The organism is Bombella intestini (genome assembly GCF_002003665.1).
Lineage (GTDB): Bacteria > Pseudomonadota > Alphaproteobacteria > Acetobacterales > Acetobacteraceae > Bombella > Bombella intestini.
Genome location: NZ_JATM01000002.1, coordinates 303,742 through 325,830, shown reverse-complemented (window position 1 = coordinate 325,830; position 22,089 = coordinate 303,742). Strand labels below are relative to the sequence as shown.

Annotated in this window: 20 protein-coding genes; 11 read left to right on the top strand and 9 right to left on the bottom strand. The window is 57.1% G+C overall.

Annotated features, from left to right (window positions below; genetic code table 11):
• Positions 1–7: 7 nt before the first annotated feature.
• Positions 8–481, top strand: coding sequence for a transcription elongation factor GreA (gene greA / locus AL01_RS04645; protein WP_077396266.1), 474 nt, complete (start codon positions 8–10; stop codon positions 479–481).
• Entirely contained in the window at positions 481–1,701 is a 1,221-nt protein-coding gene (locus AL01_RS04640; protein WP_077396265.1) for a threonine ammonia-lyase, read from the top strand. The genes greA and AL01_RS04640 overlap by 1 nt, the downstream gene beginning before the upstream one ends.
• Before the next feature lie 67 nt (positions 1,702–1,768).
• On the opposite strand, the gene msrB is transcribed toward AL01_RS04640, so the two are convergent.
• On the bottom strand, positions 1,769–2,176 hold the full coding sequence (msrB, locus tag AL01_RS04635; protein ID WP_077396264.1) for a peptide-methionine (R)-S-oxide reductase MsrB: 408 nt from the start codon (positions 2,174–2,176) through the stop codon (positions 1,769–1,771).
• Positions 2,177–2,382: 206 nt separating this feature from the next.
• On the opposite strand from msrB, the gene AL01_RS04630 reads away from it, so the two are divergent.
• The 3 genes from AL01_RS04630 to AL01_RS04620 all read left to right on the top strand — a co-directional run bounded on the left by AL01_RS04630 (position 2,383) and on the right by AL01_RS04620 (position 5,838).
• Positions 2,383–3,699 carry a murein hydrolase activator EnvC family protein gene (locus AL01_RS04630; RefSeq protein WP_158075931.1) on the top strand — a complete coding sequence of 439 codons (1,317 nt, stop codon included), beginning with the start codon at positions 2,383–2,385 and terminating at the stop codon, positions 3,697–3,699.
• 128 nt (positions 3,700–3,827) lie between these two features.
• A complete protein-coding gene (locus AL01_RS04625; RefSeq protein WP_077396262.1) occupies positions 3,828–5,336 on the top strand; it encodes a S41 family peptidase in 1,509 nt (502 codons plus the stop codon).
• 4 nt (positions 5,337–5,340) lie between these two features.
• Complete coding sequence (locus tag AL01_RS04620; RefSeq protein WP_077396261.1) at positions 5,341–5,838, top strand: RNA pyrophosphohydrolase; 498 nt, start codon at positions 5,341–5,343, stop codon at positions 5,836–5,838.
• Here AL01_RS04620 and AL01_RS04615 read toward each other — a convergent pair.
• The 3 genes from AL01_RS04615 to AL01_RS04605 form a co-directional block, all read right to left on the bottom strand.
• Positions 5,817–7,529, bottom strand: coding sequence for an ABC transporter ATP-binding protein (locus AL01_RS04615; protein WP_077396354.1), 1,713 nt, complete (start codon positions 7,527–7,529; stop codon positions 5,817–5,819). The genes AL01_RS04620 and AL01_RS04615 overlap by 22 nt on opposite strands.
• Before the next feature lie 87 nt (positions 7,530–7,616).
• The gene (locus AL01_RS04610) at positions 7,617–8,855 is read right to left on the bottom strand and encodes a CCA tRNA nucleotidyltransferase (RefSeq protein WP_077396260.1); all 1,239 of its coding nucleotides are present in this window, start codon (positions 8,853–8,855) and stop codon (positions 7,617–7,619) included.
• Positions 8,855–9,403, bottom strand: coding sequence for a DUF1285 domain-containing protein (locus AL01_RS04605; RefSeq protein ID WP_241502707.1), 549 nt, complete (start codon positions 9,401–9,403; stop codon positions 8,855–8,857). The genes AL01_RS04610 and AL01_RS04605 overlap by 1 nt, the downstream gene beginning before the upstream one ends.
• Before the next feature lie 259 nt (positions 9,404–9,662).
• Between AL01_RS04605 and AL01_RS04600 the strand changes: the two genes are divergently transcribed.
• From AL01_RS04600 to AL01_RS04580, 5 genes are all read left to right on the top strand, one after another.
• Entirely contained in the window at positions 9,663–10,703 is a 1,041-nt protein-coding gene (locus tag AL01_RS04600; RefSeq protein ID WP_077396258.1) for an AAA family ATPase, read from the top strand.
• Between the two features lie 34 nt (positions 10,704–10,737).
• Positions 10,738–11,658, top strand: a complete 921-nt coding sequence (locus AL01_RS04595; RefSeq protein ID WP_077396257.1) for a DUF58 domain-containing protein — start codon at positions 10,738–10,740, stop codon at positions 11,656–11,658.
• Entirely contained in the window at positions 11,655–14,411 is a 2,757-nt protein-coding gene (locus tag AL01_RS04590; protein WP_077396256.1) for a DUF4159 domain-containing protein, read from the top strand. The genes AL01_RS04595 and AL01_RS04590 overlap by 4 nt, the downstream gene beginning before the upstream one ends.
• Positions 14,408–16,513, top strand: a complete 2,106-nt coding sequence (locus AL01_RS04585; RefSeq protein ID WP_077396255.1) for a glutamine amidotransferase — start codon at positions 14,408–14,410, stop codon at positions 16,511–16,513. Before AL01_RS04590 ends, AL01_RS04585 begins: the two co-directional genes overlap by 4 nt.
• A gap of 123 nt (positions 16,514–16,636) precedes the next feature.
• The gene (locus tag AL01_RS04580; RefSeq protein ID WP_193791534.1) at positions 16,637–17,338 is read left to right on the top strand and encodes an ankyrin repeat domain-containing protein; all 702 of its coding nucleotides are present in this window, start codon (positions 16,637–16,639) and stop codon (positions 17,336–17,338) included.
• A gap of 87 nt (positions 17,339–17,425) precedes the next feature.
• Here AL01_RS04580 and AL01_RS04575 read toward each other — a convergent pair whose 3' ends face one another.
• The 5 genes from AL01_RS04575 to AL01_RS04555 form a co-directional block, all read right to left on the bottom strand.
• The gene (locus AL01_RS04575; RefSeq protein ID WP_077396254.1) at positions 17,426–17,629 is read right to left on the bottom strand and encodes a hypothetical protein; all 204 of its coding nucleotides are present in this window, start codon (positions 17,627–17,629) and stop codon (positions 17,426–17,428) included.
• A gap of 35 nt (positions 17,630–17,664) precedes the next feature.
• On the bottom strand, positions 17,665–18,750 hold the full coding sequence (locus tag AL01_RS04570; protein WP_077396253.1) for a site-specific DNA-methyltransferase: 1,086 nt from the start codon (positions 18,748–18,750) through the stop codon (positions 17,665–17,667).
• On the bottom strand, positions 18,747–19,382 hold the full coding sequence (locus tag AL01_RS04565; RefSeq protein WP_077396252.1) for a ribonuclease HII: 636 nt from the start codon (positions 19,380–19,382) through the stop codon (positions 18,747–18,749). The genes AL01_RS04570 and AL01_RS04565 overlap by 4 nt, the downstream gene beginning before the upstream one ends.
• 165 nt (positions 19,383–19,547) lie before the next feature.
• Positions 19,548–20,258 carry a DUF4339 domain-containing protein gene (locus AL01_RS04560; protein ID WP_077396251.1) on the bottom strand — a complete coding sequence of 237 codons (711 nt, stop codon included), beginning with the start codon at positions 20,256–20,258 and terminating at the stop codon, positions 19,548–19,550.
• 30 nt (positions 20,259–20,288) lie between these two features.
• Entirely contained in the window at positions 20,289–20,576 is a 288-nt protein-coding gene (locus AL01_RS04555; protein WP_077396353.1) for a CsbD family protein, read from the bottom strand.
• A 283-nt stretch (positions 20,577–20,859) separates the two neighbouring features.
• Between AL01_RS04555 and AL01_RS04550 the strand changes: the two genes are divergently transcribed.
• Positions 20,860–22,056 (top strand): efflux RND transporter periplasmic adaptor subunit, encoded by a 1,197-nt coding sequence (locus AL01_RS04550; protein WP_077396250.1) that lies wholly within the window; start codon positions 20,860–20,862, stop codon positions 22,054–22,056.
• The last annotated feature ends 33 nt before the right edge of the window (positions 22,057–22,089 follow it).

Sequence of the window (22,089 nt, the reverse complement as noted above, 5' to 3'; positions counted from 1 at the left end):
ACCCTCCATGCAGAAAAGCCCCATGACTGCCCAAGGACTAAAACGCCTTGAGGATGAGCTGCGCCAGCTCAAATCAGAGGAGCGCCCCGCTGTCATCCGGGCCATTGCCGAAGCCCGCTCCCACGGCGACCTCTCCGAGAACGCCGAATACCATGCCGCCCGGGAGCGTCAGTCCTTCATCGAAGGGCGTGTGCTGGAGCTGGAAAGCCTGATCTCCACAGCCGAAGTGATCGACCCCACGACTCTCTCTGGCAGCCGCATCCAGTTCGGGGCCACGGTCGAGCTGGTGGATGAAGAAACCGACAAGGAAAGCACCTACCAGATTGTCGGTGCTCACGAAGCTGACATCAAACAGCATCGCATTTCCATCTCTTCCCCCCTTGCCAAAGCACTCATCGGGAAGGAGATTGGGGACAGCGTCTCCGTTCCGGCACCGGGCGGGGATCGTACCTATGAAGTTCTGAAAGTGATCTATAAATAATGCCGGACTCTGCTTCCACAACCAGCCTGACCTTCAACGACGTCAAAGACGCTCAGAAGCGCATTGCCGCCACCATTGCCCGCACTCCCACGATCAGCAATGTGGCCCTTTCCCGGCTGACGGAAGCAGAGATTATTATTAAGCTTGAAAATCTTCAGGCGATTGGCTCCTTCAAGGAACGTGGGGCCGCCAACCGTATGGCCCTACTCACGCCTGAAGAACGTAAGCATGGTGTCATCACTGTTTCAGCAGGCAACCATGCACAGGGTGTAGCACGGCAGGGCAGCTTGCTAGGCGTAGAGGCCACCATCGTGATGCCCCGCTTTACCCCCGCCACCAAGGTGGCGGCTACCCAAAGCTGGGGCGCACGGGTTGTTCTGGCCGGTGAGAACTTTGACGAAGCCGTACAGACAGCAGAAAAAATCCGTAAGGAAGAAGGCCAGACCCTCATCCACCCCTTCAATGACCCCGCTGTTATTGCTGGTCAGGGTACGTGCGCCCTCGAGATGATAGAAGATGCGCCCGATCTGGACGCCATTGTGGTGCCAATCGGCGGTGGTGGCCTTATGGCCGGTTTTGTCACAGTGCTGAAAGAACTCAGCCCAAAAACAAAACTCTACGGTGTGCAGGTAGAAAACTACTCCCCACTCGGTACATATCCTGAGCCACTCCGCACCGTTCCCGGCGGCTCGACAATCGCTGAAGGCATTGCCGTTGTACAACCGGGCAATCACTGTTTGGATGTCATCGGGAAGAACCTTGATGGCGTATTTGTCGTCAACGAACTTCAGGTCGAAGGTGCCATTACAACACTGGCCGAGAAAGCCCGTCAGGTAGGCGAAGGCGCTGGGGCAACACCACTTGCGGCTATTCTGGCTCATCATGATTTCTTCAAAGGTAAGAAGGTAGGTTTCCCCATCTCTGGCGGCAACATCAATGCCCGCATTCTTGCTCATGTCATTCTCCGCTCCCTGCTGCGGGACGGACGCATCCTACGGCTGATCTTCCAGATTCCCGACCGCCCCGGCCTGCTGGCAGCCATTTCCGAGAAAATTGGCAGCTATGGTGGCAACATCATCGAGGTGTCCCATCACCGCCTCTTCGCTGCTCCTTCCGTGCAGACAGCCGAACTGGTCGTGATGATCGAGGCCCGTGACACGGAACATGCTCTTGAGATTGAGCGTGAACTCTCCCGTCATTATCACGTCGAGCGGGACTGACCTGCACGCCATACCGTAACAAAGGAGAGGCTCTGCCCCATACGGGCAAGGCCTCTCCTTTTCTGTATCAGGCCGTTTCTTCGTCTGGCACAAAGTGTAGGGCCAGACCATTGGTGCAATAACGCAGCCCGGTCGGTGGCGGCCCGTCTGGGAAAACATGGCCCAAATGGCCATGGCACCCCGCGCAATGGATCTCCACCCGCACCATGCCAAGGCTGCGGTCTTCACGCTCACCAACGGCTCCCGGCACAGCCCGGAAGAAGGACGGCCAGCCGGACCCGCTCTCATATTTAGCTGCAGAGCTAAACAGCCTCTTCCCACATCCAGCACAATCATAATGGCCGGGACGCTTCTCATCATTCAACGGACTGGACCCCGGAGGCTCAGTACCGTGGCCATGTAGGATACGCTTCTGCTCGTCACTCAACGGGCCACAGCCACAAGGCTGTACCTTCTTAGATGATTGATCGTGCATAGACATTTCCTCCCCCAAAAACCTTTCCGGGCCCCGGCTAGACAGGCTCCCTATTCTCCGCCACAAAAGGCTTATGGGAATAGATCACCGTATCACCCCGCATACCCCGTCACTAAACTCAATCCAGCCTGATTGATCTCATGCTGTCAGATGTGTTTTTCAAGCCCCATACGACACCATCCAGAAAGGGATTTTCAGGCAGCCCTATGGTTCTGAAGCGGTCCCGCATAGGCACATTCCGCCACTGGCTCTTCCCCTGCCTTATGGTAGCATCCCTTGCTTGGAGGCAGGCTGCTGGTCATGCTACCCCTTCCCAAACAACAGGGCCTGACTCACTCTGGGAGTCCAACGCCCCCCTTCCCACCTCAGAAGCTGGAATCCGCAAAGCACGGGCAGCACGGCTGAATCTACAAAAGTTGTTGGCCCAAAAAGCCCAGCTGCTCCAGCAGAAAGAAGAAGAGACCCGCAAAGCGGAAGCGCAAGCCCATCTTAGCGCTCGCCAACTGACCACCCTCCGCCAGAGACAAGCCCAGCTTGCCCAGCAACATGCGCTTGTTGAGGCTCATCTGGCAAAAATTTCTAATCAGCTGGAACAGCTCAACGCTGGTAGCAACCAGCTCACCAAAAAAGAAAATACCGTTCTGCTGGATGAGGCATCACGCCTTCCAGCTCTCCTACAGCTTGATTCATCACCCGAACTGGCATTGCTCATGCCACCAGACAATCCGGCCATTAGTGCGGCTCTTCCCTTCTCTCTTCTTGCTCTCCGCCATCAACAGAATCAGCAGGCTATGCAGCAAATCCTCCGCCAACAAGACCGCCTGCATAGGGAACAGAACCGGCTAACAGACCAGAGCCTCACCATCGCTGCGCAGGAGAACCGCCTCCAGACCCGTCAAAACGAGGCGGAGAACAGAGCCGAGCACGCTGCCATACAATCGGAACAAGCCCAGCAAGCCCTGCTGAAGCAACAAGCCCTTCTGACACAGGCCCGCCAGAGTACAGAGGCTCTAACCGCCATCATCACAGTTCTAGCCAAACAGGAAGCTGACACCCGCCGCCACTTGCGGGCACAAAAGGCCCGGTTCCACAAACTACACCAACCCCATAAAGAGCAGGAGATTGAAGAGCAGGATCGTAGCTTTAATCCGGGTAAAGGGATCACAAAAGGTTCAGCACGGGCCCCTGTGCAGGGGCGCATCGTGACACATTGGGCACAACCTACAGAGGCCGGACCTGCCACAGGGCTAACTTACCAGACAGCACCTGCTGCCCCTGTCACAGCCCCCTGCACGGGCCGTCTACTTTTTAGCGGGACATTCCGCTCCTTCGGTCTCATGGTGATTCTGGATTGCGGACAGAAGCAGCGGCTCGTTCTGGCAGGGTTGGGTTCGCTCCAGCTCAAGAGTGGCCAATCCGTCCGCCAAGGAGGATTGATTGGCCAGATGCCCGGCCAAAACCCGCTTCTTTTCGTGCAGCTCCGTCAAGGTACAAAGCTCATGGACCCGGCCCGCTTCTTCTGAAACCCCTAGGGAGTTTCACCTATGCCGAAAACACTGTAAGCTAGTTGCATTATATTTCTGGGCCCGGGCCCTGTAATACCGCCCACGGCGGAACGCCTGCCTTCTAAATGTTAAGGAATAGACCGACCATGAACTTCCGCACTGGCCTGATGCTGGGTCTTGCCTGTTCAGCAATGGGTGTTGCCTCTGGTACCTTCATGACCAACCGCCCGGCCCTCATTTCCACCGCCTGGGCGCAGGAAGCCGCAAACAAGGACAGTAACAACACTCCGGCCAACAGCAACGACAGCAACAATGCTGAGACCGTCCGTATGCTGACACTTCTCGGCACGGTGATGGATATTGCTCACTCGGAATATGTTTCTCCCCTGCCCAACAAAAAGCTCATCCGCAATGCCATTGACGGGATGATCAGTAATCTGGACCCCCACTCCTCCTTCATGGATGCTCAGCAGCTCAAGGACATGCAGGACGAAATGTCCGGTCAATTTGGCGGGTTAGGGCTACAGGTCCAAGGTGAATCTGGCCATGTCCGGGTCATCTCCCCTATTGATGGCACACCAGCAGCCCGTGCGGGCATCCAATCTGGCGATGTCATCACCATGGTGGATAATAAAAGCATCGCCGACCTCACACTGGATCAAGCCGTCCGCAAGATGCGGGGTAAGCCGGGAACACAAATCACCCTAACCATCCTGCGCCCTAAGACCGGCAAACAGCAGAATCTCACCCTCACGCGGGAGATCATCCATGTGCAGATCGTCCGTTCGGCCCTCTATGGGCAGACAGGCTATATCCGCCTCAGCGAATTTGATGATTCGCTTGAGAAAGAAATGCGCAAGGCTTACGGAAAGCTTGTTCAATCTGTCGCCAAGACGCCTTACAAAACCCTGAACGGCCTTGTGCTGGACCTCCGTTCCGACCCGGGTGGAAAGCTGGACCAGGCCATTGCCGTGGCTCGTGACTTCATCAAGAACGGTGAGATCGTCTCCATTCGTGGCCGCCACCCGGAAGGCAACCAGCACTGGGATGGTGTCGACAGGGACATCACCCACGGCCTGCCCATTATCGTTCTAACCAACGCTGGGTCGGCTTCCGCCAGTGAAATTGTGGCCGGTGCGCTAAAAGACCATCGCCGTGCCGTCATTATGGGGGATCGGACCTTCGGCAAGGGGTCCGTCCAGACGATTATCCCTATCGCCGATCAAGGGGCTATCCGGCTGACAACGGCCCGCTATTATACACCTTCTGGTCGGTCCATTCAGGGGCTGGGCATCACACCGGATGTGCCCGTGCTAGCAAGCCGGGATGATGACAGCCTCTTTACATACCATGAGGCCGATCTCGCCCATACCATCACCAACACGGATGGCAAACTGCCCAAGGAAGCCCCTCGGACAGACCTGCCTGCTTTTGCCAAAACCGTAGAACGTCTTCCCCCAGCCAAATGGCCTACTTTCGACCCCACGAAGCCGGAAACCGACTTCCAGCTTCAGCAGGCTCTACACTTCATCAACGCACAGGCTGGCGGGCCTGATGCTGCCCGTGAGGCCGCCCTGCTTGCCCATCCGCAGCTACCCCATGACGCTACCCCTAGCGAAAACAAGGACGATGCTGCGACAAAGGCAAAGAAGTAAGACCATGACCCTGCGTGAAACACTGGCTTACCGCCCCAATGTCGGCATTGTTCTCTTCAACGGGAAAGGCGAAATCTTCATGGCCCGCCGAGCGGACCTGCCGGGTGATATCTGGCAGTTCCCTCAAGGTGGCATTGATGAAGGCGAAGAGCCGGAACAAGCCGTCTGGCGGGAAATGAAAGAGGAAATCGGCACGAATAACGCTGCTATGATCGGCAAACGTGACGGCTGGTTTCTTTACGACCTACCGGACCACCTCATCGGCAAGGCCCTACATGGAAAGTATCGAGGGCAAAAGCAACAATGGTTCCTCTTCCGCTTTACCGGCCACGACAGCGACATCAAGCTGGATACGTTCGAGGAAATCGAGTTCACCACATGGCGTTGGGTACCGCCAGAGGATATCCTCAGCGGCGCGTATAATCTGGGCTTCAAGAAAGAGGTTTATGAACGGCTTTTGCCGGACATCCTTGCCATCTATCAAGCAGCTCCCAAGGCCTGAGCCTTCACCAGCCGGGCATAAAGCCCGGCTTTGGCCATGAGTTGGGTATGCGTACCCATCTCGATAATCTGGCCCTGATCCAGCACGACAATGTGATCGGCACTCTGCACGGTGGAAAGCCGATGAGCCACAATAAGCGTTGTGCGCCCTTGCCGTAGCTGGGTCAGAGCCTCCTGCACACGGGCTTCATTCTCTGAATCCAGCGCACTAGTGGCTTCATCTAGCAGGAGCAGACGGGGGTTACGCAGCAAGGCACGTGCCAACATGATGCGCTGCCGCTGCCCGCCAGAAAGCCGCTGCCCACCGGGGCCAATAACTGTCTCCAGCCCTTCTGGCAGATCATGCACAAAATCTAGTGCTGCCATCTGGCAGAGCGCATCCACTTCCGCCCGTGTTGCGGAAGGGCGGCCAAGCTGGATGTTCTCCCGCACACTCATATCGAACAGAGCCGTTTCTTGGCTGACATAAGCCAGATGATCCCTCAGACTGGCCAGTGTAAGGGAGCGTATATCTACCCCCTCCAACGTGATCGCCCCTTCCGTCACGTCAAACAGGCGGGGGATCAGGGCCAGCATGGTGGACTTCCCCGCTCCACTCGGCCCAACCAGAGCCACACTTTGCCCCGGCTTCACCTCCAACGTGAGATGCCGCACCCCGTAATGGCCGTCTTCATAACGGTAAGACACATTTTTAAAAACGAGATGCCCCGGTCCTTCTGGCAGAGGGCGGGCATCTGGATAGTCCTTTACGGTTGCCGGTTCATCCATGACGGCAAAAATACGCCCCAGTCCGGCTAACCCTTCCTGCATAGACGTATTCAACGACCCCAAAGCCCGCAATGGCCGAGACGCCGCAAATAGGGCCGCAATAAACGCCGTGAAGTCCCCCAGCGTTGCCCCGCCCATCGCTGCCCGCCAGCCAGCAAAGCCCAACACGAAGGCAATTGCCACCCCGCCGATAACTTCCAGCATTGGGTCCAGACGGGCACGATTGCTTGCAATGCGGAAGAACATGTCATGCAGACGATCCAATGCAGAACCAATGCGCTGGTGCTCATGCGCTTCCATGCGGTAAATGCGTATCTGCCGGGATAGAGAAAAACTTTCCGTCAGCAGAGCGGAGGCTTCACCAACTTGCTCCTGCATCCCACCAGAGGCCCGCCGTACCCGCCGCCCCAGCTTTTGCACGGGGATGATGGCCAGCGGGTAGAGCACGACCGCAATCAGGCTCAGTTCCCAGTCTGTCCAGATCATGGACGCCACAAGCCCAATGATGGTAATGACATCACCCAACGCATTGACCGAGCGGGTCAATGCCTCTCGCATGGCGAGGGCATCGGTCGTAAAGCGAGCAGCCCAGCGGGCGGGGGCTTCCTTCTCGATCCGGGCGACATCAGCTTGCAGCGCATGAGTGAACATACGCTCTTGAAGACGCCGCACGACCTGAAGAACCAATGCCTGCACACTGACATTCTGCCCGTACTGCGCCAAAGCCTTCGCCCCCGTCACCGCCACCACCAGCATAGGAATCTGGTACAAGATGCGGGGATCATGCGCTGTGAACATGTCGATTGCCCGCTTGATGACAAGCGGATAAGCGACTGTCAGCAGGGCCATGACAACCGTCAACACGATTATGACCAGCAGACGGAGCCGATTATGGGCAATGTCTTCCCGCCAGAGCCGCCGCATCAGGGAGAAGGTTGTATCATGTGCAGCCCCATCAACGAGGAACTGCCTGTCTGTCTGCTGTGCCATGTAAGCCTTCTATCAGGCTCCTTACCGAGGTGAAAGCTGCCTACCCAGCCACTCCCGACAGGCTACAGCATCCGGGCGACAGCCCCGCTCCAGCCACCAGAGCTGCGTTTGTTTCAACCACTGTCCCATTTCCGGCCCCGGCGTCACGCCAAGCGCAATCAAATCCCGCCCAGCCAGAGGAAATACCGGTTGCTCCAGCCCTTCCAGACGATGCCGCAACTCATCCCAACCAGAATCAGGCCTCCCAAGCTCCTGCGCCTGCACCAGCCAGCTCCGCAGTAACAGAATGGACCTATCTTGCTGGAAAAGAACCCGCCTCAAAGCGTCATCATCCAACGTGGCCGCCAGCTTTGGTTCCGGCTTGGCAAAAGCGGTTAACATGGCTCGGCTCTCGTTGGAGAGTTTCAAATAGGCACCAATCTCGGCCACTCCCTGCCCGCCCACACCACCGGGTGGATACAGCACCGCTAGTCTATGCAATGGCTCGGATGGGTCATCACAAGCCAGCAAACGCTCTAGATCGGACAAAGGCGCATGGTGGGGCAGAAGCACAGCAAGACTGCCCGTCTCCTCCATCAGCCCCAGCGTCCGCAGAAGCTGCGGGCCTGAGAGTATCTTCAACAACTCCATCGCCACACGTTCGACCGAAAGACGGGCCATCATATCTTTTAGGCGTGCGATGGCCTGACAGGCTTCTTCATCCGGCTGACCCCGGCCATACCGGGCAAAGAACCGGAAAAAACGCAAGCACCGCAGGGCGTCTTCCTCAATTCGCTGGGCAGCTTGACCAACAAAGCGCACCCGCCCCGCCCGAAGATCATCCACCCCTCCGAAGTAATCGTAAAGCTGCCCTTCCTGATCCAACGACATGGCATTGATCGTAAAATCTCGCCGCTGGGCGTCTTCCTGCCAATCATCTGTCCACGCCACAACAGCATGACGGCCATCGGTGCTGACATCACGCCGCAGGGTGGTAATCTCATAAGGATGATGGTTGATCACCGCCGTGACGGTGCCATGCTCAAGACCGGTTGGAATTACCTTGGCCCCCACCTGTTCAAGCCGCCTCTGCGCTTCCTCCGGCGGGAAAGGGCTGGCCAGATCAAGATCATGCACCTCACGCCCGCACAGAAGGTCGCGTACGCAGCCCCCCACTAACCGGGCCTGTGGCAGAGCCTCCCAAATGCGGCTCAATCCAGCATAACCGGGCACGGTAGAAAGAGCTTCCCGAAGAACTTCAGACGCTGGGCTCAAGGCCATCACAAACAGGACTCCTCAACATCATCCACAGTCTCATCTGGCAAACGGGAGAGAGGAAAGAATATCCCTTGGCTCCAGACACCCAAACAAGGCTCCCCTTCCACACACCCCGGCACAGCTAGAGCGGCTAGCTCGAATAACACGGCACGGCTGATGCGGGCTAGAATGGGTTGGCCTCCGGCCCCGGTTCGCATGTGGATGTAGGGTATAGTCGCCCCATCAGCCGGGCGGTCCCAGTCACAAAGCAAGGGATGTTCTGCATCCACACAAACAATCTCATCTAGATTAGTCCGCAGGCAGAGCGTCTGCGTCTTCTCCGAACATCCCCGGAAGTCCAGCTCTACGGCCAGAAAAGGGACATCATCCACCTGAATGACCCCCGCCTCTGTCGGTGTCCGCAGCCAATAACGACCTTTATGGTCTCGATCGAGACAAGACGCAAATAGGCACAGCATCGCCTTACGGCGAATGGGCGTCCCCCGATATAGCCATGCCCCATCCCGCCGGATGTGGAAAGGCAGATGGATGACCATATCATCCTCGGACATCACGGCCTCATCCGGCCCCTCAAGAACGGGTATAGGCCTTTCATAAGGCTTGATGCTCATGATCGCCTCCCTACTCCCTCATCACAACCCGTCACCATGCCATCCTTCCATCACGATGAACCCCTATGATGGTCCACCACTTTCCTGCGGCACTCCCTTTTTAAAGGGCACCCTTACATGGTAGCTTACCGCCTGCTCCAGAGTTGGGAATGATCCCGGCCTGTTAAAACCCCCCTACCCTCTGGTTTCCGAATCTGTAATGACCCAGCATCCTTCCATTACCAACTCAACCTCTGCTCCACAGGGAAAAGCTCCTCACCCAGACGATACCGTGCGTACCTTTGACGGGCTGGCCCCCCGGCTGAAAAAACTCACGCAGGAAATCGGCCGAATCGTCCTCGGGCAGGAAACAGTCATCCAGAATGTGCTGACAACCCTGCTGGGCGGTGGCCATGCGCTGCTGCTTGGTGCGCCCGGGCTAGGCAAGACACTGCTGGTGAATAGCTGCGCTCACGTTCTAGGGCTGGAGGATAGCCGCATCCAGTTCACGCCCGACCTCATGCCCTCCGACATCACCGGAGCGGAGATTTTGGAGCAGGATGAACAGGGCAAACGGCATTTCCGCTTTCTACCGGGGCCCCTTTTCGGGCAACTGGTTCTAGCTGATGAAATTAACCGAGCCAGCCCCCGCACTCAGTCTGCCCTGCTACAGGCCATGGCAGAGGGACATGTCACGCAGGGAGGTAAGACATGGGCTTTGCCAAAGCCCTTCCATGTTCTGGCCACCCAGAATCCCATCGAGCAAGAGGGGACGTACCCTCTACCAGAAGCCCAGCTGGACCGTTTCATGATGCGTATTCCACTGGACTTCCCCGCTCGGGATGCCGAACGGCGGATGCTGCTCCAGACCACAGGTGCTACAAAACGGAAAGCCGAACGTCTTTTCTCCACAGCCGACCTGCTCGCTACGCAGAAGCTCGTACGTACGTTGCCTGTGGGGGAAACAATCGTGGAAGCCATTCTCACCCTTGTTCGGGGTCTCCGCCCGCAAGATGAGACTGCGAGTGATGACGTCCGCAATGCTCTGGATTATGGCCCCGGCCCCCGTGCTGCCCAGTCCCTCATGATCGCCAGCCGAGCACGGGCTATGCTGCATGGGCGACTTTCCCCCTCACTGGAAGATATCCGCATGCTGGCAGAACCCGTTTTGGCTCACCGTCTAGGTGTCAACTTTGCCGCCCAGACGCAGGGTGTGGATGCCCGGCAGCTCATCGCTGCACAGCTAAAGCGCATCGGCTAGACCGGCCCGTTACGACATCGCCCAGAGTACGGACATGGCCAGCTCCTCCTTCTTCCAACGGTTCTTCAACTCCCGCAGCAAAGAACCCGATACAGGCCCGCAGCCCATCCCCCTGCCAGAGCTGGTACTAGCAGCCCGTGGGCTGGCACGGCAGCTACGCAGCGGGCCACACGGTAATCGCCGGGCTGGAGATGGGCATGAATTCTGGCAGTTCCGCCCCCATCAGCCGACAGAACCTGCCTCCCTGATCGACTGGAAACAGTCTGCCCGCTCACCAGAGCCCGATCTGCTCTGGGTTCGTGAGCGGGAGCAGCACACCCCCCGCCCCCTCTTCATCTGGGTAGACCCTTCAGCCTCCATGCGCTGGCGTTCCACCACGGCCCTACCCAGCAAATATGGCGCCGCTCTGGAGGATGCTCTCGCCCTTGGGCAAGCAACCATGCTGGGAGGTGAAGATGTTGGTATTCCCGGCTCCCGCACCCGTTTTTCAGGTCATCAGGCCCTCCCTCGGCTGGCCCATGCTCTTACGCAGCTTCCTACGCAGGATGGCACAGGCACCGATGCCGTATTGCCCGGTTTTGCCAGTATTCCCCCTCGTGCTTCCCTGCTGCTTGTCAGTGATTTCCTCTGGCCAGAAGAGAGCATACAACGCTGCCTTGCCCATCTGGCCACCCATCCCGGCCCTATTGCCCTGCTAGCCGTACTGGACCCGCAGGAACAGCATCTGCCTTTCAGTGGGTCCGTCCAGTTCAGCAGCTGCGAGGCAGAACCGGACGTAACACTCCCCGCCATGGAGAGCCTACATAACGCTTATCAGCTACGGCTAACCGAACATTTCAGACAGCTCGAAAAAGTCGGACGAGGGCAGCGGCCATTTTTCCGCTTTCACATCACCGATCAACCCGCCCTGCCGGTTCTAGCAGGCTGCCATAACTTTTTGCGGGAGCGGGCATGACCTTCCTTTCCCCTTACCTGCTGCTATTTCTGCTCGTTCTACCCGCCTTATGGTGGCTGGTCCGCGCTATTCCACCTCAACCCCGGCGGCAACGCTTCCCCTCCCTCATTCTGCTGCGTACGCTCTCACCTACCCGGCAGGATGCAGCACGCACACCGCTCTGGCTTCTGATCCTACGTATGGCCGCCTTGGCTCTGCTTATTCTGGCGTTCTCCCAACCGCTCTATATTCCTCAGCAGAACCACCAGACACCACAAAACCTGTTGCTCATTCTGGATAATGATTGGGCGGCCACTCCCCATTGGGAAGACCGGAAAAAACATGCTCTTGCCCTCGGCGAGGCTACCCTCCGTTCTGGTGGACATGTGGCCCTCCTGCTCAGTGCACCAGAGGCCGATGGCCATATGCCGCATCTCCTCCAGCCTGCGGACCGTATGGCTCTTCAACAGGTGCTGGCCGGCCTGTCAGCACAACCGTGGCCCAGCGACCGGAAAGCCCTTGCCCGAGAGCTTCAAGCTCTAGGCCCGAAATTGCGTGATACCACGGTCATCACCCTGTCTGATGGGGTGGCACAACCCGGTGATGAGGCCCTGCAATCATCCCTCCAACCAGCCCAGCGCAAGGAAGATATACGCTGGCCTCGCTGTGACCTCCTCCGCCTCTCCATACAGCATAGCCCTCATGTGATGGTCCAAGCTGAGACACTCCCCGACTGCCCCAAGCAGACACTCCGCCTACTGGGCATGAAGCTAGGGACCAGCAACCATTTCACCACTCAGGCCAACGCCCTCCTCCCCACGGGTGCCCCGCATGAGCTGGAATCCCTACTACCGGACTCATCAAGCCTTGATGCCCTAAGCCTGCCCTCCGTTCCCGGTCCGGCTGGGATCGTACTACTACCCGGCAAAGCAGGGCAGCGGCGAATTGGCCTTCTACGCACTAATGGGGACGATACCCCGCTGACAGGTAGCAATTTCTATCTGGCCCGGGCCATGCAGGCCGTCATCCCCTATCAGGAAGGAACAGCAGACAGCCTCCTCCCTCGCCACCCGGACATCATGATCGCTACGGATGGCACCCTCTCCGGCACAGCCTTGGATGACGTACTCGCCTGGGTTCGCAAAGGGGGTATCCTTATCCGCTTTGCAGGGCCTGATCTTGCACGCCAGAGCCAGCAAACCATGAAAAATGATGAAGCTGCTCTCCTACCCGTACCACTTCTCTCCGGTATGCGGCAGCTTGGCGGGCCGATGTCATGGGGGACCCCACAGAAGCTGGCTCCTTTCCCTATAAACACCCCTTTTGCTGGCCTGACCATTCCTGATGACGCTACCATTTTCCGCCAGCTACTGGCCCAGCCTACAGACGACCTATCCCGCCATGTCTGGGCCACATTAACGGACGGTACCCCGCTCGTGACAGCCCGGCGAGAAGGCCGTGGTCTAACAGTCCTCTTCCACATCACCCCAACAGCGGATTGGTCGAGCCTGCCCCTCTCTGGCCTGTTCCCTCAGATGATGGAACGCCTCATTACCCGTACACCCACCATGCAGCAGACAGACGATACCTCTCACACCCAGTCGGACAGCCTTGCGCCGTGGCGGGTTTTGAACACTGACAAAACACTTGGTCTGCCTGCCCCGTCTGTCCGCCCTCTCCTCAAGACAACAGACCAAGCAGTCGATGCCCTCCATCAGGTCGGCTTCTATGGCGGGGCAGCGCAGCATCACCCGCTCAATCTCGCCGACAATCAACGACCTTTAGCTGATGAAATGGCACTCGGTTCACTCAGACCCGCTGGACAGGCCGTACTGGAGCATCCTCTCTGGCCAGCCCTTCTGCTTCTGGCTCTCGGCCTTCTGCTGCTGGATCTCTGTCTCTCTCTCGGCCGATCCGGACTTTTCCGCCTCTCCCGGCGGGCTGTTCTCGGCTTAGGAGCCGGACTGCTGGCCGGAGGGCTTCAGGCTCCATCCCTCCATGCAACGGACATAAATCAAGCCGTACCTGCTGCCGCTCTGGCAACACGTTTAGCCCATATCCAGACGGGTGATGCCACGACAGACGATGCCGTTCAGCAGGGACTGGAAGGGCTGACGGCCTTTCTGAACCAGCGCAGCACAACGCATTTGGACCATCCCGTTGGCGTTGTGCCGGGACAGGATGACCTTGCCTTCTACCCGCTTCTCTATTGGCCCATCATACCCGGAACCCATCTGGATGATGCAGGGAAAGCCGCACTGAAGGCCTATATCCAGCATAACGGTATGATCCTGATTGATGAAATGGGCGCAGGAGGTGCTATGGACGGTACAGATGGTTCCGCCACGCGTACGGCCCTCAAAAATGCGACAGAAGGTCTGCCCATCCCGTCACTCACCACCCTGAATGAGCAGCATACCCTTTCCCATACCTTCTATCTGCTACACGACTTTCCCGGCCGCATTGCAGGACAGCCCGTCTATGTCGCCCGACAGGGGAATGACGATAGCGAGAATGTTAGCCCTGTCATCATCGGCAATGCCGACTGGGCCCATGCTTGGGCCGTGGACAGAAACGGGGAGCATCCCTTCGCTGTCATCCCTGATGGAGAGAGCCAGCGTACTCTGGCCTATCGTTTTGGCTTCAACACCATCATCTATGCGCTGACAGGCAACTATAAAAACGACCAACGCCATTATCCAGAAATGCTGAAACGCCTCAAAAACGGGCCGGATGATGGGTCAGATGGCCCCGATGAAAGTGAGGCTCCATGACAGGCGCACCTTCTTCCATCATTTGGGCACCTTTTCTGCCTCTCTGGCTCCTCACGACACTGGCCGCCCTCTGCCTGCTGATCGGCCTTTATGGTGCATTACGGAGGAGCCGGGGCGTCCTCTGGCGAATGGGTGCCCTACTGCTGGGGCTACTCTGGCTGGCTAACCCACGACAGACACATCCTCACATGCAGGTCCAACCACAAGATGCGCTCCTTGTAGTGGACATATCCCCCTCCATGGGGATTGGAGACCGGCAGAAACTCGTCCAGCAGGCCCGAACCCAACTGCTGAAGCAAGGCCAGACGCTGCATGACCTGACGATCCATGAGCTGGAGGTTCCCGGTGGAAACGGACAGGGAACACGCCTTTTTGAGGCCATGGACCGGGCGGCTCTCTCCCTGAACAATCCGGCAGGAATCTTCCTACTGACTGATGGGATGGACCATGACATTCCCAGCCAGCTTCCTCCTTCCCTCAAGGATATGACAGGACGTGTCATTCCCCTACATCTTCTACTTTCTGCCAAGGGAGAAGAAACAGATAGACGGCTGAGAGTTCTTAGTGCTCCGCCTTACGTTATTATCGGCCAGACAGCGCATATCCGCATTCAGGTAGATGATCTCGGCACAACAGAGGGGCAGCCTGTCGATATTCTGGAACATGGCCCCGATGGCCAAAGCAAAATACTGGCCCATACGCAAAGCGGCCAGCCTGTGGACCTAGATGTGCCCGTTACCCATGCTGGCCTTACTCTAAAAGAACTCACGGCTTCTCCCCTACAGGGTGAAGCCTCCCTACGGAACAACAGCACCATCCTGCGCCTTCAAGGTGTGCGGGACAGGTTGCGGGTGCTTCTGGTTTCCGGCGTGCCCAATCAGGGGGCCCGTGTCTGGCGTACTCTGCTAAAGGCCGATCCTTCTGTTGATCTCGTGCATTTTACCATTCTGCGCTCCCCGGATACGGAGGATGACACGCCTCTTTCCGATCTCGCCCTGATCCCCTTTCCTACGCACGAACTATTCGCCCAAAAGATCAACAGCTTCGATCTCATCATTCTGGACGGCTTCCGCAACCAGAACATCCTACCGGAAAGCTATCTGGAAAATATTGCCCGTTATGTCCGCAAAGGTGGGGGGCTGCTGGTAGTCGGTGGGCCAGAAATGACGCAGATCGGTACCCTGCAAGATACCCCTGTCGGCTCTGTTCTACCGGCTCATATCCCGGCGGAAAATGGTGTCATTACACAATCTTTCTCTCCAGAGCGTACAACGTTGGGCCTTTCCCATCCTGTTACGCAGGCTCTGCCAGAACATGGACCATGGGGTAGTAAATGGGGGCCATGGTACAGGGCTCTCCGCACGGACCAGACGCAGGGCCGTACTCTACTAGCCACACCATCCGGCTCGCCTCTACTTGTGTTGGACCAACGGGGACAGGGGCGTGTGGCCATGCTGCTCTCGGACCAGATATGGCTCTGGTCTCGTGGGGAAAAAGGCGGCGGCCCACAAGCCGAGCTGCTGCGCCGCCTTTCGCACTGGCTGATGAAAGAACCGGAGCTAGAGGAAAATCAACTCGAAGCTCACATCGACCAAGGCCGCCTGACCGTCACCAGAACCACCCTCACACCGCTGCATGATGTGCAAGCGGATGTCATCGGGCCGAATGGGCACCATACAGCTCTTCCCCTCACCCATGTGCCAGAACATGAAAACCTCTGGTCGGGGAACCTGCTGCTACCCTCCCTGCCCGAACAAACCGGGCGGATATGGACCATTCGTCAGGATGAACTCAGCACGACCGTAGCCTTGCCTGATACTAACCCGCTGGAGGATCAAGACCTCCGCAGTACCGCTACCGGGCTGGCCTCTCTTGTCGCCCACTCTGGTGGGGGTGTGTTCTGGCTGGGGTCTGGCAGCGTGCCGGAGATAAGACAAATTGCCGAGGGCCATACCCTGCATGGTAAAGGCTGGGCCGGTTTGCCTCTACACCAAACAGCCCTCTCCACCGGCAATACCAGCACAGCTTTTCTACCGGGATGGCTGCTTCTCATCCTCATTCTTGCAATGATGGGCCTTGGCTGGTGGCGTGAAGGACGGTAGAACAACAATAATCCTGCGTTGTGGCCCCGTGGTTCTGTAAAACTGACAGGCCCTTGCCACGGCCTGACGTGATCCCTGCGGCCCGTCCCGTGGCTGGTAGAAGAGAAGGCACTGTTCCCGATCATGCGCCCATTGAGTTCATTCCTGCCCCGTCTCGCTTTCGCCATCGGTCTTTCGGCTGCTTCGGTTGTGGTTATGCCACACCGTGCTCATGCACAGTCCGCTGATGAAGCTGAAGCCGAACAGGAAGCTATGGATGCCCAGAAACAGGCTGACGCCCGCAAGGAGGCACGCCGCTCTGCTCCGCCTTCAGCTCTGCCGGGTGCTGACGCCGATGATGGCGACAACAGCCACGCTCGAGTGGACATCAATCCAACGGCTGCCCTCTTTGATGCCATCAATCGTGGCTCCCTCCTTGGTGCAAAAGAGGCCCTGAGCCGTGGTGCGGACATCAATGCCCGTAACGTACTGGAGCAGACCCCGCTGGACCTCGCCATCGACCTCGGTCGCAATGACATCATGTTCCAGCTTCTCTCCCTGCGGACCTACAACCCAGACGGCAAGCTCATCACCAGCACTACACATGATGAAACCGACACCCATATTTCCATCAACGGTCAAGCCAGCCTCGCTGCTAAAGCTCCGGCGCCTGTTGTGGAAAATCCGGGGCAGCCACTCCCATCAGTCGGCTTCCTAGGCTTTAATGGGCCATCCGCTCCTCCAGCTCGGAAGGCCGTGACCCATGCACCGCAACATGGTGTCCGTCCGGTTGCACATCATACAACTCACCACAATGCGCCCGCCCATACGGCAACGCCGCAGTAAGCGACCGCTTCGTTCCTGAAGCCCACAAAAAAGCCCTTCCCGGGAGAACCCGGAGAAGGGCTTTTTTTTATGATCTCTACGGCCTAGTCAGGAAGACGCCATCAGGGGCAGTGCGCTGTAATAAATGATGGAAATACCTGCGAGGCAGATGAGGAACACCAACAGGTCCCAACAGAAACTAACAAACGCAGAGCGCTTCTGCGGGCGCATGATGACGATATGAAACAGAATGGCAAAAACCAGTGCGATAACAGCAATGACCAGCCCTGTATGTGTCTCAAAAAAATTCACGCTCCACCCTCCTTCATGTCCTGAAGTACCCGACTTCAGGCACTCCTACGCAACAGGTGCGTCTCTTGCCGCAAGGTATCAATGGGTAAGAACTGCCCGTCCCGCTCAAAATACCAGAATGTCCAACCGTTGCAGGATGCCGCATTCGTCAACAGAGCCCCCAGTTTATGGATAGACCCCCGATGCTGGCCAGAAACCAGCGTGCCATCTGGCGAGACACGGGCCTTCAACCGCCGTTGACGATCGTACACAACCGTACCGGCAGGCAAACTGCCATTCTCCACGAATGACCCGAAGGGAATACGGGGCATCTCCCTCTTGGCCGGAGTGATCTCCAACTGATCCGCCGGGAGAGCCTCCACCCGCTCCAGACGGGCTTCTGCTGCTTTGATGTAATCCGGGTGACGCTCAATAGCGAGATAACGACGCCCTAGCTTTTTGGCCACGGCGGGCGTGGTACCCGTTCCACAAAACGGATCTAGCACCACATCATCCTCTACGGTCGAGGCCAGCAGAGTACGGTGCAGAAGGCTTTCCGGCTTCTGCGTTGGGTGCAGCTTCAGCCCATGCTCATTCTTCAGCCGCTCATTCCCCGTGCAAAGAGGTAGATACCAATCCGAACGCATCTGAAGGTCCTCATTAAGGGCCTTCATCGCCTGATAATTAAAACGATACTTACTCTCCGGGCCACGAGCTGCCCAGATCAGCGTTTCATGAGCATTTGTAAAGCGACGTCCCCGGAAATTGGGCATTGGGTTCGACTTACGCCAGATAATATCATTCAGGATCCAAAAGCCCAAATCCTGCATGATCGCCCCAAGACGAAAGATATTATGATAAGAACCAATAACCCAGATGGTACCATCCTTGTGCAATAGGCGTCGTGCCTCACCTAGCCATGCACGGGTGAATTCATCATAGGCCTCATAGCCCGTGAACTTATCCCAGTCGTCATCCACGCCATCCACCACGCTCTCATCCGGGCGGCGCAATTCTCCCCTCAACTGGAGATTATAAGGGGGATCGGCAAAAATACAGTTCACACTGGCATCTGGGAGGGTCTTCATCACCTCCACACATTCCCCACGTAAAATCCTGTTCAGGGGCATATCCGCTTTCATGCTGCGTGAACCTTTGCTGCGATCATCTGCTTCACAGGGGCAAAGCTGCGCCTGTGGTGGAGGGTTACACCCTCTTCTTTTAATCCTGTCAGATGATGTGCCGTGCCGTATCCGGCGTTTCGCTCCCAGCCGTAATCACCATGCCGTGTGGCAAGGCGGGTCATGAGCCTATCCCGTACAACCTTAGCCAGAATGGAGGCTGCAGCAATGGAGAGGCTCTTGCCATCCCCCTTGATAACCGTCTCCACCGTACAAGGCAGCTTCGGAGCACGGTTACCATCAATCAGGGCAGCAACCGGCCATTCCCCCAGCTCTTCAGCCAGACGATACATGGCACGCTGCATAGCCAAATGGCAGGCCTGACCGATATTCAGCCGGTCGATCTCCGGGACAGAAGCCGCACCAAGAGCAGCACAGACCGTATCGTCCTCTAGCAGGGCCGCATAAGCCTTCTCACGCCGGCGGGCTGTCAGCTTCTTGGAATCATCCAACAAGCCGGACAGAAAGGGCGATGGCGGCGTGCGGAACACAACAGCAGCCGCCACAACAGGCCCAGCCAAAGGGCCACGACCGACTTCGTCCACACCGGCCACAAGCCCGTCATACTGTTCTTCCAGGCTATAATCCGGCATGGGGTCCTTCTTCCGCTCGCCTCACACGGCACATCATCTGTAATGCGCCGATTCTGAATCACTCCGAGTCGAAAGAAAAGACCTTTTTTAAAATAAAATGAGTCAAGAGTAGAATTTGGAATGATACTGCCTAAAAAATAGGCATACACTCATCAAACCGCTCTATTAAAGCTGTTCCTGCCCATCCTGAGAGGGGGCTGTCTCGTCTGTTCCAGCATCGTGGTGCCCATCCTGACCCGGCTGCACTTTATGCGGCGCAGAGGCAGCAGGCTGCTCTACCTGTTTCTGCTTCAAGAACAGATCGAACCCCGGCGGAGGATTAGAAAGCAAAATGGCCGCTTGCAGAAGGTTCAGCAAAATATAGGCAGCAAATAACCCACCTCCCCGATGGAGCACCTTTTTACGGCACCAAAAATACCCCGGTAGAAACAGCCACCACCAGAAAGATGGCGGCCTCACCCCAGCACGAGCTAGCGTCTGCCGATCTTTCACGAGAGTTAGAAACAAAATGGCAGAGATGCAGAGGCCCGTTATGGGTCGCCCCGGTGTCACGGCCCAATGTGTCTGCTGGCCAACCACCAATAGTAGAAGGTCAATCAGCCCGGGCACTAGCATCAGCCAAGCCCAGATGGAGGAAACATGCCCCTCCTTTTTAGCTTCACCAGATGCGAGCTGTTTCTCGGTGGAAATGAGTATCCGAACACCAGAGGAAGGCGAAACTAATCCAGCCTTACTAGCGGGTCGCCACTCATTTCCGAACCCCGGATGCCATACGAGGGTCTGCGGACGGATATGACGATGAACGATCAGCCGTACCATCTCGCTGTGCGATACCGGCCCAACCTGCTGACCATCACGTTCGTAATACCACTGCATGAACCCTCTCCAGCTCCCTCTATTCTTGGTTTAGCCACGCTTTCTGAAAATAAGGCGACCAATCACCAGCCCAACGAGGGAAACAATCCCCAGAGCAACAAAGGGACGCTCCTGAATGAAAGCTGTCACTGCTTCCAGGCGGCTCTCATTAGCATCGTAAAGGTCTGCAAATTCATGCTTGGCACGGCCGCCCAGCTGATCAATCTTGCCGCCTGCCTGCATAGCAGCATCGCCAGAGATTGCACCCACTGCATCCTTAACCCGGCCCTTGGCTTCCTGCACGAACCCTTCGGCCTTCATAGATGTTGTATCCACCATATCCATCGCTCCCAATCAGCGCCGTGCATTTTCCATGCATCATTTCACATGCGGTGCCCTGCGCACCATACGGCGAAGCACCACCCCGCAGATATGTAACCCTTAAGGGTTTTCTTCAAGAGGGAGAGGCAAGCACTCCGAAAGGAGAAAGGTATTTTTATGATTACCGAATGTTTTGGTGCAATTCCAATCAACCATCTTTAATATGCGCCAGACCTTCTGACATTATGTCGATAATGTGTATGCCCCTCACTATTTCTACCATCAGGAGTGCCCTTCTGCCATGAGCACCGCCCCAGCTTCAGACATAAGACAGGCCAAAAAGGGGAAAAAATGGTGGATCATTGGGGCAGTCCTGCTCGCCGTCCTTCTTTTCCTTTTTCTGCGCCCAAACCTCGGTGATAATCGCTCTGCTCATACCCGTGGCGATACTGTGCAGGCCGTGGCCGTGGATACAGCCCATCGGGCCGATGTCCCCGTTATTCTCCAGCTACTTGGTACGGTCGTACCCATTACCAACGTCACCATCACCCCCCGTGTCAGCGGGCATATACTAGCCGTCTATTATCAAGAGGGGCAGCATGTTCATCGTGGTGAGGAGCTGGAACTCATCGACCCCCGCCCCTACGAAGCCACTTTGCACCAATATATGGGTACTCTTGCCGCCGACCGAGCCCAGCTAGCCAAGGCCCGTGTGGACAATGCCCGTTACCAGAAGTTGATAAAACAAAACTCCACCTCCGCCATGTTGGCAAAGGATCAGGAATTCACCGTCCAACAACTAGAAGGGCAAGTTGCCTTCGATGAAGCCAACGTCCGCAACGCTACACTCAATGTCCTGTATTGTCATATCGTAGCCCCCGTGGATGGCCGTGTAGGTATCCGTGCGCTGGATGCTGGAAACTATGTCACTGTCGGGCAGTCTGGCGGGCTAACGACCCTAACGCAGATGCAGCCCATTTCCGTTATTTTCACCTTGCCACAGAACAACCTACCGGATGTGCAGGATCAGCTTGCCAATCACCCCAGCCTAACCGTGGAAGCATGGAGCAGCGACAATACCACTCGTCTCGCCGTTGGTACGGTCAAAGCATTAGATAGTCAGATTGATACCGCAACCGGCACGGTCCGCCTGCGTGGTATCTTCCCCAATGAGGGCGAACGCCTCTTCCCGAATGAGTTCGTCAATACTCATCTTCTCGTCCAGACACTGAAGGGTGCCCTTGTTGTGCCCGGTAACGCCATACAGACAGGCCCTGATGGTGCCTTTGTGTATGCCGTACAGCAGGACATGACGGTTGCTATCCACCCCGTGAAGACCGGCTATAGTGATGACCATCTGACTGTCATCCTATCTGGCCTAAAGGAAGGGGAGCGGGTCGTGACGGATGGCATCAATCATCTGCGGCCCGGCAGCAAAGTCGTCATTGCCGCTGGCCCCGGCTCCCCCGAGCCTCCTGCCAACACGCCGTCACATTAATGACTGCACGGATACCCACGCCCTTTTCCTGCC

Coding starts and splice junctions, on each gene's coding strand:
- AL01_RS04570 (WP_077396253.1), bottom strand. CDS start 18,750: ATGAAAGCGGATATGCCCCTGAACAGGATTTTACGTGGGGAATGTGTG.
- AL01_RS04595 (WP_077396257.1), top strand. CDS start 10,738: ATGGCCAGCTCCTCCTTCTTCCAACGGTTCTTCAACTCCCGCAGCAAA.
- AL01_RS04610 (WP_077396260.1), bottom strand. CDS start 8,855: ATGGCCTTGAGCCCAGCGTCTGAAGTTCTTCGGGAAGCTCTTTCTACC.
- AL01_RS04620 (WP_077396261.1), top strand. CDS start 5,341: ATGACCCTGCGTGAAACACTGGCTTACCGCCCCAATGTCGGCATTGTT.
- AL01_RS04600 (WP_077396258.1), top strand. CDS start 9,663: ATGACCCAGCATCCTTCCATTACCAACTCAACCTCTGCTCCACAGGGA.
- AL01_RS04615 (WP_077396354.1), bottom strand. CDS start 7,529: ATGCGGCGGCTCTGGCGGGAAGACATTGCCCATAATCGGCTCCGTCTG.
- AL01_RS04630 (WP_158075931.1), top strand. CDS start 2,383: ATGGTTCTGAAGCGGTCCCGCATAGGCACATTCCGCCACTGGCTCTTC.
- AL01_RS04550 (WP_077396250.1), top strand. CDS start 20,860: ATGAGCACCGCCCCAGCTTCAGACATAAGACAGGCCAAAAAGGGGAAA.
- greA (WP_077396266.1), top strand. CDS start 8: ATGCAGAAAAGCCCCATGACTGCCCAAGGACTAAAACGCCTTGAGGAT.
- AL01_RS04580 (WP_193791534.1), top strand. CDS start 16,637: ATGCGCCCATTGAGTTCATTCCTGCCCCGTCTCGCTTTCGCCATCGGT.
- AL01_RS04560 (WP_077396251.1), bottom strand. CDS start 20,258: ATGCAGTGGTATTACGAACGTGATGGTCAGCAGGTTGGGCCGGTATCG.
- AL01_RS04605 (WP_241502707.1), bottom strand. CDS start 9,403: ATGTCCGAGGATGATATGGTCATCCATCTGCCTTTCCACATCCGGCGG.
- AL01_RS04590 (WP_077396256.1), top strand. CDS start 11,655: ATGACCTTCCTTTCCCCTTACCTGCTGCTATTTCTGCTCGTTCTACCC.
- msrB (WP_077396264.1), bottom strand. CDS start 2,176: ATGCACGATCAATCATCTAAGAAGGTACAGCCTTGTGGCTGTGGCCCG.
- AL01_RS04585 (WP_077396255.1), top strand. CDS start 14,408: ATGACAGGCGCACCTTCTTCCATCATTTGGGCACCTTTTCTGCCTCTC.
- AL01_RS04565 (WP_077396252.1), bottom strand. CDS start 19,382: ATGCCGGATTATAGCCTGGAAGAACAGTATGACGGGCTTGTGGCCGGT.
- AL01_RS04640 (WP_077396265.1), top strand. CDS start 481: ATGCCGGACTCTGCTTCCACAACCAGCCTGACCTTCAACGACGTCAAA.
- AL01_RS04555 (WP_077396353.1), bottom strand. CDS start 20,576: ATGGTGGATACAACATCTATGAAGGCCGAAGGGTTCGTGCAGGAAGCC.
- AL01_RS04625 (WP_077396262.1), top strand. CDS start 3,828: ATGAACTTCCGCACTGGCCTGATGCTGGGTCTTGCCTGTTCAGCAATG.